General features: G+C 55.4%; 14 protein-coding genes. 2 read left to right on the top strand and 12 right to left on the bottom strand.

Translation table 11 applies throughout. The features are described 5' to 3' along the window. Positions 1-1,221: an amidohydrolase family protein gene (locus COO92_RS12935; protein WP_101302727.1), complete on the top strand. Its 1,221-nt coding sequence runs from the start codon at positions 1-3 to the stop codon at positions 1,219-1,221. On the opposite strand, the gene COO92_RS12930 is transcribed toward COO92_RS12935, so the two are convergent. The 7 genes from COO92_RS12930 to COO92_RS12900 all read right to left on the bottom strand — a co-directional run bounded on the left by COO92_RS12930 (position 1,222) and on the right by COO92_RS12900 (position 8,125). After that, on the bottom strand, positions 1,222-2,562 hold the full coding sequence (locus COO92_RS12930) for a sensor histidine kinase (protein ID WP_101302725.1): 1,341 nt from the start codon (positions 2,560-2,562) through the stop codon (positions 1,222-1,224). Between the two features lie 5 nt (positions 2,563-2,567). Continuing rightward, positions 2,568-3,248 (bottom strand): response regulator transcription factor, encoded by a 681-nt coding sequence (locus COO92_RS12925; RefSeq protein WP_101302724.1) that lies wholly within the window; start codon positions 3,246-3,248, stop codon positions 2,568-2,570. 92 nt (positions 3,249-3,340) lie between these two features. Further along, positions 3,341-3,955: a nucleotidyltransferase family protein gene (locus tag COO92_RS12920; protein ID WP_101302722.1), complete on the bottom strand. Its 615-nt coding sequence runs from the start codon at positions 3,953-3,955 to the stop codon at positions 3,341-3,343. 13 nt (positions 3,956-3,968) lie between these two features. Beyond that, complete coding sequence (locus tag COO92_RS12915) at positions 3,969-4,994, bottom strand: XdhC family protein (RefSeq protein WP_101302721.1); 1,026 nt, start codon at positions 4,992-4,994, stop codon at positions 3,969-3,971. A gap of 87 nt (positions 4,995-5,081) precedes the next feature. Further along, the gene (locus COO92_RS12910) at positions 5,082-7,250 is read right to left on the bottom strand and encodes a xanthine dehydrogenase family protein molybdopterin-binding subunit (RefSeq protein WP_101302719.1); all 2,169 of its coding nucleotides are present in this window, start codon (positions 7,248-7,250) and stop codon (positions 5,082-5,084) included. Between the two features lie 3 nt (positions 7,251-7,253). Then, positions 7,254-7,715 carry a (2Fe-2S)-binding protein gene (locus COO92_RS12905; protein ID WP_022731416.1) on the bottom strand — a complete coding sequence of 154 codons (462 nt, stop codon included), beginning with the start codon at positions 7,713-7,715 and terminating at the stop codon, positions 7,254-7,256. Positions 7,716-7,891: 176 nt separating this feature from the next. Beyond that, the gene (locus tag COO92_RS12900; protein ID WP_101302717.1) at positions 7,892-8,125 is read right to left on the bottom strand and encodes a hypothetical protein; all 234 of its coding nucleotides are present in this window, start codon (positions 8,123-8,125) and stop codon (positions 7,892-7,894) included. 216 nt (positions 8,126-8,341) lie between these two features. On the opposite strand from COO92_RS12900, the gene COO92_RS12895 reads away from it, so the two are divergent. Continuing rightward, on the top strand, positions 8,342-8,779 hold the full coding sequence (locus COO92_RS12895) for an Lrp/AsnC family transcriptional regulator (RefSeq protein WP_022731414.1): 438 nt from the start codon (positions 8,342-8,344) through the stop codon (positions 8,777-8,779). Between the two features lie 161 nt (positions 8,780-8,940). On the opposite strand, the gene COO92_RS12890 is transcribed toward COO92_RS12895, so the two are convergent. The 5 genes from COO92_RS12890 to COO92_RS12870 form a co-directional block, all read right to left on the bottom strand. Further along, positions 8,941-9,996 carry an ABC transporter ATP-binding protein gene (locus COO92_RS12890; protein ID WP_101302715.1) on the bottom strand — a complete coding sequence of 352 codons (1,056 nt, stop codon included), beginning with the start codon at positions 9,994-9,996 and terminating at the stop codon, positions 8,941-8,943. 99 nt (positions 9,997-10,095) lie between these two features. Next, a complete protein-coding gene (locus tag COO92_RS12885) occupies positions 10,096-11,325 on the bottom strand; it encodes a carbohydrate ABC transporter permease (RefSeq protein ID WP_101302713.1) in 1,230 nt (409 codons plus the stop codon). Further along, positions 11,325-12,638, bottom strand: a complete 1,314-nt coding sequence (locus COO92_RS12880) for a carbohydrate ABC transporter permease (RefSeq protein WP_101302711.1) — start codon at positions 12,636-12,638, stop codon at positions 11,325-11,327. Before COO92_RS12880 ends, COO92_RS12885 begins: the two co-directional genes overlap by 1 nt. 72 nt (positions 12,639-12,710) lie before the next feature. Further along, positions 12,711-14,057: an ABC transporter substrate-binding protein gene (locus tag COO92_RS12875; RefSeq protein WP_101302709.1), complete on the bottom strand. Its 1,347-nt coding sequence runs from the start codon at positions 14,055-14,057 to the stop codon at positions 12,711-12,713. After that, positions 14,054-15,130 (bottom strand): substrate-binding domain-containing protein, encoded by a 1,077-nt coding sequence (locus COO92_RS12870; protein WP_133125069.1) that lies wholly within the window; start codon positions 15,128-15,130, stop codon positions 14,054-14,056. Before COO92_RS12870 ends, COO92_RS12875 begins: the two co-directional genes overlap by 4 nt. Positions 15,131-15,413: the final 283 nt, after the last annotated feature.

Here is a 15,413-nt window from a genome sequence, read left to right as displayed (position 1 = left end):
ATGCTTGATTATTTGGTGAGGAACGCCTGCCTGCCCGGTGAAAACACGCTGGTTGATATTGCCGTTGGCCACGGAAAGATTATCGAAATTGCCACGTCACTAACCGGCGATGCCCCGGTTTTTGACGCGGACGGTCAGTTGATCAGTTGCGGCTTTGTCGAAAGCCACCTGCATCTTGATAAGGCCTGTATCCTTGATCGGGCCAAAAACAAAACCGGCACGCTCCAAGGGGCGATCAGTGCGGTTGCCAACGCCAAAAGCGGTTTTACCGAAGATGACATTTACGCACGCGGCGCACGCGTCATCAAAAAGGCAATTACCGAGGGCACCAATGCGGTGCGCACCCATGTTGAAATTGATCCGGGCATCGGGCTTGCGGGCTTTAACGCGATCAAGCGCCTGAAGGCCGATTACGTTTGGGCAATGGATATTGAAATCTGCGTCTTCCCGCAGGAAGGCCTGTTTAATTATCCGGGGACCGAAGAATTACTGCGCGCGGCCCTTGATAACGGCGCGGATTTGCTCGGCGGGTGTCCCTATATGGATACCGATCCCGAAGGTCAGATTTTGCGCCTGTTTGAAATGGCGCGCGACTATGACGTTGATCTGGATTTCCATCTTGATTTCGATCTGGATGCCAGCTGGCGGCATTTGGACGAAGTTGCCAAACAAGCCATCGCCTTTGGTTGGCAGGGGCGGGTGATGATTGGCCATGTGACCAAATTATCCGTCCTGCCCAAGGTACAACTTGATGACACGATTGCGCTGATGCGCGACGCCGGGATTGGTTTGACGGTCTTGCCTGCAACCGATCTTTTCCTGACCGGGCGTGATCATGACCATTCAGTACCACACGGGGTCGCACCGGCGCACAAACTGGCCGCACAGGGTGTGTGTTGCACGATTGCGACCAATAATGTGCTGAACCCGTTTACGCCCTATGGCGATTGTTCGCTGTCGCGCATGGCAAATCTTTATGCCAATGTCAGCCAACTTTCGACCGAGGCGGAACTTGAAACCTGCTTTGCCATGGTGGCCGATGCCCCGGCCAAATTGCTGGGACGATCCAGCAAAATCGCGGTTGGTGAGGCCGCAAGCTTTATTGTCCTGCCCGCCAAAAGCCGCGCACAGGTCATCTCGGAAATCAGTCGTCCGATCTGGGGGATGAAGGATGGCCGGGTGACGTTTACCCATCCGGCGGCGACCATATTCCATCCGTGATCAGCTTGTCACAAGTTCCGGTTCTGGTTTGACCAGCGTATCGGCACCGGGGTCAAAGGTCACCGACATGCCACCATTTTGAAGGTGGGTCGGCGTGCAATGCCAATTCAGACGCGCGCAAATACGCCGGACAAGTTGCAGGCCGATGCCCTCACCCTGCGGGGTGGTATATTCACCCGTGCAGGTCGAAATTGTGTTTTTGACGGTCAATGCCGTCCCGTTTAGCGTGATGGTTACCTGCCCCTTGGGGGTGTGTTGAAACGCATTGCGGATCAGGTTGGATATGACAATCATCAAGGCCGCCCGTGACGTGGCAATCACGGTGTCTTCGCTATCGGGGATAAAGCTGCATGTGACGTGCTTGCCGTCGGTCAAATAGGAAAGGTCACTGATTTCCTGTTCGATGAAGGCTGCGAAACTGATGTGTTCGGTGCTGCCGACCGGTGCGTTGTCCCGGCCCAGCCACAACAATGTTTCCAGCAGTTGCTGCATATTCCGGTTTGCCCGTTTGATCCGCGTCATCACCCGCGACTGGGTCTGGTTAAGCGGGCTTTTTTCCAGCAATTCAACATTACCAGACACAATGGTCACAGGGGTGCGCAATTCGTGACTGGCTTGGCGTAGGAATTCACGTTCACGCGCAACAAACTGGTCAATCTGATTGACCGACCGATGCAATTCACGCGCAACGTCATTCAGCTCTTCGAACCCGAAATCAGGGATCGGATCGGCCAACCGTTCGGTTGTCAAATTGTTGGCCCAGTCTTGCAGGTTTTCAGATGGCTTGGTCAGGCGTTTGCCAATGATCCACAGGAACCATGCAAAAATGCCAATAACCGCCATGGCAAACGGGATCGAAAGCAAAGCGAGGTTGTGCAGGCGTTCAAAAAAGACGCTTTCGCCATCACCGACATGATAGGTCTGCAAAATCAGGATTTCGCGACCATCGGCAAGCTGATGGGGAAAAACCAGAAAGATCGGATTTTCTGGGTCTTTCTGGTCGGCATATTGATCCGTGTTGATATAGAAAAGTTCGTTAAGTTCGAGGTCATTGGGGCGTGCATGTGCGCGCAGCTCTGCGGGCAGTTCGTCAAAACGTTCAAAGGATTCAATGTTGAACCCCTTGGGCAACGGAGCATCCGGGTCGCGGGCAAGCTGATCGTCATATTGCTCGGCAATCAGTTGAAGCTGAAAGGCCGCGACCATCCACTTGCCATAGAGCATGTAGAAATTCAGCACCGCAGTATAAAGAACCAGCGTGACCACCAATCCCAGCAAGACGTAATTGCGCACAAAGCGCGAAAAGGATCGGGTTTTGGGGGCACAACAGGTGGTGTTCATAACAGTTACTCGCGCAGGGCCACGCCCTGGCCCGGAATGGTGTGAATCAGATTTTGCTCAAACGGTTTGTCGATCCGATGACGCAATTTGTAAAGATGCGTTTTCAGCGCATTGGTATCGGGCGGGTCCCCCTGCCACAGCGCCATCGACAAACGCGACCGGGTGACAACCCGTGGGCTGTTCTGTGCCAGCACCTCCAAAATGGTCCAGCCGGTTGGCGATACATTGATGTTTTGACCTGACCGGACAACCGACCGGTTTTCAAAATCAATCATCAAATCGCGCAGCGCAAACCGTTTGACCTCGCCACTGCGCCGACGTGACAGGACCCGCGTACGCAGCAAAAGTTCTTCAAGCTCAAACGGCTTAACCAGATAATCATCCGCCCCGGCATGGAACCCTTCGACCTTGTCTTCAAGGGTATCGCGTGCGGTCAGCATCAAGACCGGCGTGTCGATGCCTTCATCGCGCAGGGCCCGGCAAATGCTCAACCCATCGCGAAACGGCAACATGACATCAAGCAGGATGACGTCATATTCACCGGTCAACGCGCGTTGATAGGCGGTTTCCCCGTCATAGGCATGGTCGCATTCAACGCCTTCTATCGTCAGATAATCACTGATGGTGGCGGCGATATCCATGTTGTCCTCGACCAGAAGGACCATGATGTTTGCAGTTGCTTTCATTCACGTCGTCTCTTTTCCTGCGGCGGTCAAGTATGCCGCACTTCCAATCGGGGGGCTGCCCGAAACATTCATGTCGTCGCCAAATCGCTTACTTAGGTGTTCTGCGCGCGCATTGCGATCAGATCATCTTGTGTATCGATATCATCTGCCGCATTTGGCAGATCGACGCCAATCACTTCATGGTGCGCCCCATTCAGAACCTTGCGTGCGCCGGCCTGCCCATTGAGCACCGCGAGCGATTTAAACATATGTGCCGGGAAAATCGCCGGAACACCAAATCCGTCATCATGGCGGGTGGCCACGATATTCTGTCCGTCGAACGCGGCAATCAGTTTATCATAATCGGCACGGCCAAGACGGACCTGATCACACAGCGCAATCAAAACGCCATCATAAGACCCGTGATGCTGGATTTTGGCCATTCCGGCCGCGATGGAACTGCTCATGCCCGATGCCCAACTGTCATTTTTGATAATATGGGCAGGCGCGTTGATCACAGGCGCGATGTCATCCTGAAAGGCACCCAGAACCACAAACAAATCTGCCCCGGCAATCGTGCTTAATGCCTCGATGGTGTGGCAGATCATCGGGCTGCCGTTGATATCGGCAAGCTGTTTGCGTCCGCCAAACCGCGCACTTTCACCTGCGGCAAGAAGCAGCACGGCAAGAGGGTGGGGCGGGGGCTTGGCCTTGGCAGATGTGTTCATCACGCTAACGGTATCATTCTGCGGCACGCGCCATGGCGGGAACAGCGGAAACGGCGGGCACGGCACTTTGTTTAAACAGTCCGGCATGAATGCCCGACAGCATCGAAAGGGCAATGCTTTCTGGCAGTTGTCCGCCGATATCAAGACCGGCAGGGCTGGAGATATCAAATGCCAGATCAGAACGGTTGATCCCGGCGTGCTTCAACACCTCGGCAAAGCGATGATTGGGGCCCAAGGCCGACAGATGTTTGATCGGTGTGTTTTTAAGGACCGCAAGGGCATCGCCATCAATGCTGATGCTATGGGCCATAAGGATAACGGCATCGACTTTGGCCTCAAACACATGGCGGGTAAGATCATCGTCAATCTTGCGCAAAATCGTATCTGCATGTGCGAAATGTTCGGCGCGTGCATTGGCGGCACGCGGATCAACAAGTGTCGTCACCCATCCCATTTCATGGGCGATGTTAATCACGGGGCGCGCATCAAGCCCGCCCCCGACCACCAGAACATGGGGTTCAGGGCGGATCGGTGTGATCAGCCAGTCACCATCGGTCCGCTTTTCAATATGGGCGGACTGTTGTGGGCTGTCGTGTCCGGTGATATCGCCGGTTTCAAAATGTCCGGCAACGTCGCCGACTTTCTGAAAATACCGACCACTTTCGCGCTGTGTCAAAGCGTGATGCAAATCGGACAGGCCGAGATCATTTTGGGCGGTGACCGGTTGCAACATGATGTAGACCGTGCCGCCGCAGCCCACACCAAGCTTGAACGACAGATCATCTTCGTCATTGCCATCATAGACCAGCATCACCGCCTTGCCGGTGATCATGGCCTTGCGGGCATTGCGAATAATATCGGCCTCAAGGCAGCCACCGCTAAGCAGGCCGAACTGCTGTCCATGACCATTGATCAGCATCATCGCCCCGGCCTTGCGATAGGCCGAGCCGTCGGTGCGATACACCGTGCCCAAAACCCATTCGGTGGCGTCACGGTTCGCATGCCAGGCGTTTAGCATCGCAGAAAGTTGGTTGCTCATTATCTGTTCCCTTCAAGGGAAAAGGGGCTGCCCGGAGAACACAAGGGAGGGGGGGGGGAAGAAATTTGGTTCTCCGGGCAGTATGCCTTACACGAAGTCGAAACCGGCCTTGGTCATGGGAAGATCCATGATCCGCTTTCCGGTTTGTGCAAAAATGGCATTGGCGACAGCCGGTCCGGTCGGGGGAACGCCCGGTTCGCCAACACCGGTTGGTGCATTGTTTGACGGAACAATTGCGACTTCGATTTCAGGCATCTCTTCGTTGCGCAGAAGCTCATAGTCCGGGAAGTTGTATTGATCGACTTCCCCGTCGGTCAGTGTGATCTGATTGCGCAAGATGGTGCTCAGCGCAAATCCGGCCCCGCCCTCCATCTGTGCCCGGATCACATCGGGGTTGATGGCAACCCCGCATTCGACGGACATGAACAGTTTGTTGACGTGCACACTGGTTTCCTCAACCGTGATATCGGCAACAACCGCAACACATGTATTAAACGAAAGGTGGCTGGCAAAGCCGCGCTTATCGCCTTTTTTCCAGCCCGATATGTCACGGACCAGTTTGATGGCTTCGATCATGCGGGCCTGATTGGCAGTACCACCATCGAGCATCGAAAGACGCATCTCAATGGGGTCTTGCCCGGTTTGGGTTGCGACCATATCCATCAGGGTTTCCATGACAAACCCGGTATGGCTATGCCCGACCGAACGCCACCAGTTGATCGGAACCGGGGTTTGGAAATCGCTGAGGCCAATGCCGAAATTGGGCACGTTATAAAGACTTTCAGAAACCCCTTCGGCCGATGTCGGGTCGACATCGTTCTGGACCATACCGGCCATGGGTGTGCCCTTGACGATGGACTTAACCGCAACCCGGTGGTCCCAACCTATGATCTTGCCATCGGCATCAAGACCGATTTTCGCGCGATGGGCGGCCATGGGGCGGTAATAACCGCCTTTGATATCGTCTTCGCGGCTCCAGACCAGTTTGACCGGAACCTTGCGCCCGGAAACGGCAAAGGCCATCGCGGCTTCGGTATTGTAATCAGACGTGGCATTGGCGCGCCGTCCGAATGATCCACCGGCATAAAGCGTTTTGACCTCGACCTGTGACGGGTCAAGTTCAAGGATGGCGGCGACCATTGGCTGGGTAAAGGTCGGGAACTGGCAACCGTCATAGACGCGAACACCCTTTTCGGTGGGTTCAATCGTGCAGTTTTCCGGCTCCAGCGGCGCGTGTGCCAGAAACGGGAAATCGAATTCTGCGTCAATCGTTGTGGCCGCATCGGCCAAAATCGGGGCGACGGAGGCCAGTGGGACTTCGTGATTGACGTCAAATTGCGGGGCATCAAGCATCGCCTTGTGATCGGCGATCATGGCATCGGTGCTGCGCGTTTCAGCCGCACTGAAATCCCACTCAACCGACAGCGCATCACGGGCCTGAAACGCCGCCCACGTGTTTTTGCCAAACGCCACCACGCCGGCCTTGTTGGGCAGAACCTGTGCGGCGATAAAGCCACCAACGTCTTTGGCGCCACTATCGTCAAACGACACGACCGTGCCGCCAAATTTCGGGCTGCGCATGATCGCGGCATAAATCATGCCGGGCAGATTGACATCCATGGCAAACATCGCGGTGCCATTGGTTTTGCCGGTATTGTCCTTGCGGTGCAGTTTTTCGCTGCCAATCAGTTTGAACTGATCGGGGGTTTTGACCGTTGGTTTTTCGATTGCTTCAAGCGTTGCGGCGATGGCCACAAACTCACCGAAATGCGCAGAATTGCCACCAGATGTCAGCATGCCGTTTTCAACCGAAATGCTGCTGGCATCCACACCCCATTTCTGGGCGGCGGCCCGGACCAAAAGATCACGTGCGGCTGCACCGGCTTCGCGGTATTGCATGAACGAATTGGCGATTGAGGTCGACCCACCGGTCCCCTGTGCGCCAAAGAACAGGTTTTTATACCGTTCGGTATTGGCCGGTGCGAAATCAATGGCGACAGCATCCCAGTCGGCATCAAGTTCTTCGGCGACCAGCGTGGTCAGTCCGGTTGTCGTGCCCTGACCCATTTCAAAATGCTTGATGATGACAGTGACCGTGCCATCGGCATCGATTTTAACAAACGGGTTCAAATCGGTGGCGGCGGATGCGGTGCTGCCCGCGGCCAGAACACCCTTGGCGTTTACACCGACCAAAAGGGCGGTGGTGCCAGCAGCGGTTGCTTTGAGGAAACCACGGCGTGAAACATTGATTGTCATGGCTTAGGCCTCCAGCTTTTGCGATGCGAGCTTGATGGCTTCGTTAATGCGGACATAGGTCACGCACCGGCACGCATTGCCGTACATGTATTCCTTGATGTCTGCATCGGTCGGGCTGGGGTTTTCGGTCAAAAGACCGATGGCCGACATGATCTGACCTGACTGACACCAGCCACACTGCACCACATCCTTTTCACGCCAAGCGGCCTGAACGGCCTCGGCAACTTTGTCGGTGGCCCCTTCGATGGTGGTGATTTCGGTTTCGACCGCATCCTCGACAAAGGTCTGGCAGGACCGGGTCGGATAGCCATCGACATGCACCGTACAGGCGCCGCAATAGGCAACTCCGCAGCCAAATTTGGTGCCGGTAAGTTGCAGTTCGTCGCGCAGAACCCACAGCAACGGGGTGCCCGGTTCGGCGTCAACGGTTCGGGATTCACCATTGATTTTAAGCTGATATTGCATGACCGCCTCATCTCTCTCTTTTGGCTTGTTATGGCGCATCATTGCGGGGGCGCAGGTAACCGACGGGTAACCACCCCGAAAAGAAAAAAGCCTGCCGATACAGGATATGTACCGGCAGGCTTTTCATCACATCAGCAAACAGGGTGGGGCGCCTGTTTGTCGATGGGGAATGGGTCTCAGTTCGGCAGACGACCATGTTCGCAAGCGAATTGAACGTCGCGGCGTGCAATGCCGATATCGTCAAGAACTTCGCGCGGGGCCGACCGCAGCATTTGGGTGTCGCGGGCGATCTTGTATGCGTGGGCCCATTTGCGCGGCAAAAGGACGAGCCAGCGCCAGACAGATGCGGCCGAAGTCGGCGCAACATTGGTGGTGGCGACGAGGGGATCAGTCGTAACATGTGCTGGCATGATGCTGGCTCGCTAGTTTGTTTGCTAATAAGGGGTTAGAGTTTCCTCTGAACCCACAGATAAACTACGCCTGCGATATGTTGTTTGGCGCGCAAACTTCGCAATTCGGTGCGAGATTTCCGCAAAAATTTTATAAAAACGATTTTCTTTCGCTGGCGGCTTGGGTCATCCTTGTTTACAGGGTGTTACATCATGATGAACCAGGAAGACTGAACCGTGGCGGAGCTTGATAAATTCGACCATCGCCTGCTTGAACTGTTGCAGGAAAACAGCCGTTTGACGGGCAGCGAGCTTGCCGACCGTGTCGGGCTGTCGTCGGCGGCCTGTTTGCGCCGGGTTCAGCGGTTGCGCGAAACTGGCGTGATTGAGCGCGATGTTGCGATTGTATCGCCTAAGGTTTTTGGCAAAAAGATGATGGTTATCGTGCTTTTGACCATGGAGCGCGACCGGCCGGATCGGTATATGTTGATGCGTGAGGCCTTTGCGAAAATGCCCGAAGTTGTCCAATGTCATCATGTGACGGGTGCACATGATTTTGTGTTGCGAATTCAAGTCACTGACATGGAAGAATACAGCGCATTTGTCGATCGGGTGTTTCATGAACCCTATATCAAACGCTATGAAAGTCTGGCGGTTCTGGGGTCGCTGAAGTAGCGGTTCGGGCTGTTTTTATTCTTCAATTATTTTGAATAATCATCTTTATTATTCATTTTAAGAAAATGACCAAATGGCGAACCAGGGACCCGATCATGGCCCGCCATTTGGGTGACATTTGACCGCATTTTAATTGTATGAGGATTAAAGTGCATCATCGATCAGGCCGGAATGGTTTTTTCGGCGGCATCGAACAGATGCACATTTTCCGATCCGAACGTCAGCCCGACCACATCGCCGACGACAGCCTCGGAATGGCCGACGATGCGCACGGTGAAAAGTCCGACATCGGTGACATTGACATAGGCAAAGCTGTCCGAGCCGAGATGTTCCATCACATCAATCTGACCGACAAGGATGCCGTCCTTTTCGGCACACAGCGACATATGTTCGGGACGGATGCCCATTTTGGTCGCCCCGTCGGCATTGCGCGCAATATCGGATGTGTTGCGATTGCCAAAGGTCAGCGTGGTGCCAACACCGGTGCAATCCACCACATTCATTTTCGGCGAGCCGATAAACTGTGCGACGAACAGGTTGCCGGGATTCCGATACAGATCAAGCGGGGAGCCGATTTGTTCGATCTGGCCTGCTTGCAGCACAACGATTTTGTCGGCAAGCGTCATGGCTTCGACCTGATCATGGGTGACATAAACCATGGTCGCGCCGAGTTTCCGATGCAGGCGGGCGATTTCAAGACGCATCTCGACCCGGAGTGCGGCATCAAGGTTCGAGAGCGGTTCATCAAACAAAAACGCACGCGGTTCGCGGACAATGGCGCGGCCAATCGCAACGCGTTGACGTTGCCCGCCTGACAGGGCCTTTGGTTTGCGGTCAAGGTAGTCTTCGAGTTTCAGGGTCGCGGCGGCCTCATCAACCTTGGCGGTGATGTCGGATTTGGGCATGCCAGCCACAGTCAGCGCAAAGCCCATGTTTTCACGCACCGATTTGTGCGGATAAAGCGCGTAGGACTGAAACACCATGGATAGTTCACGTTCGGCGGGGGGCTTGCCCGTCACGTCATCGCCATCAATGATGATCTGACCGTCGCTGGCCTCGACCAGACCGGAAATCAGGCGCAGCAAGGTGGATTTCCCACAGCCTGACGGGCCGACGAAAATCACCAACTCGCCCTCGTCGATTTGAAGGTCGATGCCTTTGATAACCTCGACACCGCCAAATGATTTACGGATGTCTTTGAGTTCGATCTGACCCATTTTATTTGGCCTCCTGATCTTTGGCGGTGGGCGTTTTTTTTATGAATGGTGTGGATGGTGCGCAATGCCGTACGGGCATTTGATGGATTGGTGACATGATCATCCCTTGACACTCCCGGCCGTCAGGCCCTGAACAAGGAAGCGTTCAAACCACAGGAAAATCGCCAATATCGGCACGGTGGCAATCACCGCACCGGCCATCAGATGTTGGCGCGGAACCTCGGAGGAATTGAGCGAGACAACCCCGCGTGACAGGGTGAAAATGCCCGGATCATCGAGGAACATGAAGGCAAACAGAAACTCGTTCCACGCAATCATGAAGACATAAAGCGAGACCGATGCAAGGGCGGGAAGGGCAAGCGGCAGGGTGATTTTCCAAATTACACCAAGGCGCGACAGTCCATCCATCAAACCGGCTTCTTCGAGTTCGGCGGGAATGCCGCGAAAATATCCCTGAAGCATGTAAAGGGCGACGGGAACCGTGGTGGCCGGATAGACAATCAAAAGGCCAACCAGCGAGTTGCGCAGGCCAAGCTGGCTAAACACCGCATAAAGCGGGATCACCAGAACGATCATGGGCACGAGATAGATCAGAAGGATCGAGCTTGAAAGCACGGTCTGGCCGGGGAATTTCAGACGCGCCACCGCATAGGCACCGGGAATGGAAAAGGCCAGCGTGATAAGGACGGTCGAGACGGAGACAATGGTCGATGTCAGAAGGAAACTGCCAAAATTGAACTGGGTAAACAGTTCGACATAACTGTCGGTCAGGCTGGCAAAACCCTGCGAGAGATCAATCGACAGATCAAGCGGGTTCAAAAACAGGTCTTGCTGGTTTTTCAGGCTGGTCATCACCATCACATAGAATGGCAGGATGACGATCACGCTGAAAAACACAAAGCCAAGCCCCTTGAACACGCGCACAATGACAAGATCAAAGCTGTAGCGTTTGAGCATCCCCGCATGGGCGTCCATCAGGCACATGCGGTTGGCAAAGGTGATGGCCAGTGCAATCAGGCCAACGCCAAAGGCCTGAGTGGCAGAGTTTTGGGAGAATGACAGACTGAACGGCATGCCAAAGGACACCAGCATCATCGCAATCACCACCGCGGCAAAGGCGACAAGATACAATCCCGGTGTGCGGTTTTTAGGCGCGCGCGAGATAATGATCGCGGCATTGACCGCCCCGGCAAGCGCACCGGCCGAAATGATCGGGGTGGCGGCAAGCCCGGTGATCAGGGTCAGTGAGATGCCGGTAATGACAATGGCAATCACGCCCCAGATCAGGCCCGAAATCAGGGAAAGTAGAAGACCCGTACCGATACGCATTACTGATCCTCCCGATGGACGAATTTGAAGTAGAACACGGCAAAGACCAGAAGCAGGATGAAGATGGCGACGGCCACGGCCGCCCCGGCGCCAAGGTTTGAAAGGGCAAAGCCCTGTTCATAGACATCGACGGTCAAGGTCCGCGTGCCCGCAGCCCCGCCGGTCAGAAGGAAGATGTCGTCGAATTTGTTGAACGTCCAAATGAAGCGCAGCAAAAACAGGGTCGATAGAATGCCCAGAAGCTGCGGCAGGGAGATGTGCCAGAACTGTTGCAGCGGGGACGCACCATCGACCTCGGCGGCCTCATACATGTCTGAGGATATCGACTGCATCCGGGCGAGAATAAACAGGAACGACAGCGGGAAATACCGCCATGCTTCAAAGGCGATCACAGTCGCAAGGGCCAACGGGAATTCAATGGTCAGGCCAAAGATATCAATCGGCAGGGCGCGTTGGCCAAAGAAGTTTACCCCGGCATCGGTGACGTTCATGCGTTGTAAAATGGCATTGAACGTGCCGTTAAACGGATCAAGCAGGATCACCCATGTAAAGGCGACCGCGATCACGGGGGCGACATAGGGAAACAGGAAAAGGCCGCGAATGATCGAGCGGCCCTTAAAGGGCTTGTTTAAAATCTGTGCGGCAAACAGACCAAGGACCAGTGCGCCCAAGGTGCCAAAGACGGTATAGGCAATGGTGACCCAAAGCACGCTCCAGAATTCGCGGGAATCAAAGATGCGTGCAAAGTTATCAAGCGTGAACTGGTTGTTGGTCAGGATATTTTCGGAAGTGCCGGTCAGTGTTGGTTCGCTGTCGCGGGGCGACACCGGATTGGCGGCAAAATCGGTATTAGCGGTGGCTTTGAGTTCAAGGCGTTGACGGTCCCCGCCTTCAAGACGGTCGAGACGGCAGGTGACATTTTGACCGGTGATTTCACAGGCCGGGTCAATGTCGGTGATGGTGATGCCAGACGGCAGGGTATCGGTCAGAACAACGTCATCAATCGCCCCGGTTTGCGATGAATTGCGCATGCGGTACTGAATGCGAAATTCTTCGCCCGCAACATCCATATCCCCGCGCACCCGTTCCGATACCACCGGGGTTGGCGGGCGCAAGTCGGACAGTTTGACCGGCTTTACCGAAATCCAGAAGTTGGCCAGCAGCGGAAACAGGACAATGCCCATCACAATCAAAAAGGTCGGCGCCAGCATCCAAAGCGCAAGTTTTGCTTCGCGCCGGGCCATGGGGCCGAGTTTTGATTTTTTGGGCGGTGCTGTTGCGGATGGTGTCTGGGTGCTGTGGGACGTTGTCATCGTCTTTGGTCCGTTGTGAAAACCAGATATCCGGGGCGGCCCAAAATCAGCCCGCCCCGAATTCAAGATCGTTTATTCGACGGCGGCGATTTCTTCGTTGATCAAATCAGCCGTTGCCGATGCATCACGTTCGCCGTCGATATATTCGCGGACCAGCGTGTTGATGATCTGGCTGTTGATGATGCGCGATGCCTTGGCCAATTGGCCCTCAGCAACGCCCCAACGGTTGGCCGTTTCAAGCCCCGAAACGATTTCGTCGATCACAGCCGGGTCATACAACTCCGACAGTGGTTTTTTGCGATCGACCCCGACCGGAAGGGTCGCCCATGCTTTGGTGAACTTTTTCGGGTCTTCGGCAGTGCCTCGGCGGACCGGGAATTTGCCTTCGGGGGCGATGGAGAGCGTGTTGGTGTAGCCTTCGTCCATCGAGAATTTGACGAATTCTTCGGCGGCATCGGTATCGGCGTCATTGGTGATGCCGAAATAGTTGATGTCCCCCCATGCGGCACCATCGGGGTTGGACGGGCCGGTCAGACGGGTGACGATGCCGGTTTTCGATGCCAGTTCGCCCGATGTCGGGTCATCGTTGATGGTGGGCGGGGCGCTGTCGCGAAGGCCCGCCAGTTCATCCAGAATGAAGGGCGACCAGATGATCATCGCCGCCTGACCGGCGAAATAGACTTCGCGCGACTGTTTCCAGTACAGATCACCGGGGGGCGATGCCTTGGCGATGGATTTATAGAATTCGAGTGCTTCGACCAGTTTGGCCTTGTCAAATCCGACAGATCCATCCTTGGCAACCGGGGTTGCGCCATTGGCCAGAAGGACATGTTCGAGCACCTGGCTCATGAAGTTGTCGTCGATCTTGGTTGCGGCGACAAAGCCATACATTTCCGGCGGATTGTGCAGTTTTTCCAGCGCCTTTTGAATGTTGGCGTAGCTGTTGGGGGCCTCTAACCCGGCTTCGTCAAACAGATCCTTGCGGTACAGCACCATCTGGGTCCAGCCATCGGACGGAACGGCGGCGGTTTCACCGTCAAAATCGGCCATCGACAAGGCGGCGGGGGCAAAGGTATCGGCCCCAAGGTCGCGGATGACTTCGTTGTTGGCTTCGGTATCAAGGATACCGGCTTCGGACCATGGCAGGACATATTGCAGGGTGAGATAAATGACGTCGGGCAAATCACCGGCGGCATAGGCGGCCGTGGCCCGTGTGCCGAGTTCGGATTCGGTGACCGGAATGACTTCGACGGCGGTGCCGGTTTTTTCCTCAAACGCCTTGGCCATTTCCTGTTGCTTGGCAAGGCGGTCTGGCTGTTCTTCGATGGTCCAGAAACGCAGCTGCGCACTTGCCATGCTGGTGGAAACCAGCAGGCCGACGGCTGCGAGAGTCAATGCACGCGTAAACCTTGTTTTCATGAGATGCCTCCCTTGGCATTGGTAACCAGCTTTGGCGCTGGCGGATTGGCTGATCCACGGATGGTCAGCGTTGCTTCCCATAGAATCTGGGAAAACTCGGATGCAGGCGCGTTGGCCTGTTCGACAACAATGCGGCCAACCGCGCGGCCGACCTGATAACTGGCCTGGCTCATGGTGGTCAGGCCGGGGTGGATGGCCTCCCCCATGGGCAGGCCATCAAAACCGATAACCGATATTTCTTCGCCAACCGTAATCCCGGCGTGGGCCAGCGCATGGATCGCACCAATGGCGACCGCATCGGTGACGCACAGGATGGCGGTGGGGCGGTCGGGATGTTTGAGGAGGTCGGCAACGGCGTGCCGGGCGGCCATTTCATCGGTGATGCCGTCATGAAGGTAGCCATCAAGAACATCGCAGCCATGAGTTTTTGCCGCGCTCAGATATCCAGACCGGCGTTGCCACGCATAGTTCAGGTCGGGATCGCCGCCGAGATAGGCGATCTTGCGATGGCCCAAACCAACAAGATGGCCCATGGCATCGATAAAGGCCTTTTCATTGTCGATATCGAGCCACGCATAATCGTCGCAGTCTTCGGTGCGGCCTTGCACAACAAAGGGGATATGCGATTTGCGCAGATAGTCGATGCGCGGATCGTGGCGCCGTGTGCGGGCAATGACAAAGCCGCCCACCTTGCCAGACCGGATCAGGCGGTCCATGACTTCGACTTCGTCATGGCCTTCGGGGACGGCGGCAACCAGCAAATCCCAGTCCGACAGGGCCAGCTCGGTCGCCAGCCCATCAAGGATTTCGGCCAGAAATGGATCAATTTGATGCCCATGACGGGCGGGCAGGACAAAGCCGATGGTTTCAACCACACCCCGCGCCAATCGCCGGGCGGTGGTAGACGGGCGATAGCCCAGTTCATCGGCGGCCTTGCGCACACGCGCGATGGTTTTGTCGGCAATGTCGGGATAGTTGTTCAGCGCGCGCGAAACCGTACCCTCGGACAGGCCAAGGTGCTTTGCCAGTCGGGCAATAGACATGGTCTCGCTACGTTGTGGCGCGCGTGGCACGGAACCTCCCTTATCTTTTCTTCATCACCTTTGTGGGGATGTTTGCTTCTTTTCCGAAACCGCTTTCGGAAAGAGTTTGAGACGCTAGCGAAAGCGGTTTCGGTTGTCAAACCGTTGATTTTGAAAGGTTTATTTTTGCGTGTGCGAAGTGCCCAGAATCCTATTCATAAGGAGGGGATTATTTTGGGCGAAACCATAAGGGAACCCAACGTTTTCACGTCTTGCGCGACCGAAGGTATAGGGCGCTGATGTGTGTCACACGGGAAAGGGATAAACGCCCGGT

This window comes from Thalassospira lohafexi, assembly GCF_002844275.1.
In the GTDB taxonomy this organism is placed as follows: domain Bacteria; phylum Pseudomonadota; class Alphaproteobacteria; order Rhodospirillales; family Thalassospiraceae; genus Thalassospira; species Thalassospira lohafexi.
Note: the sequence above shows the minus strand (reverse complement) of the source record. Positions and strands in the feature narration are given on the sequence as shown.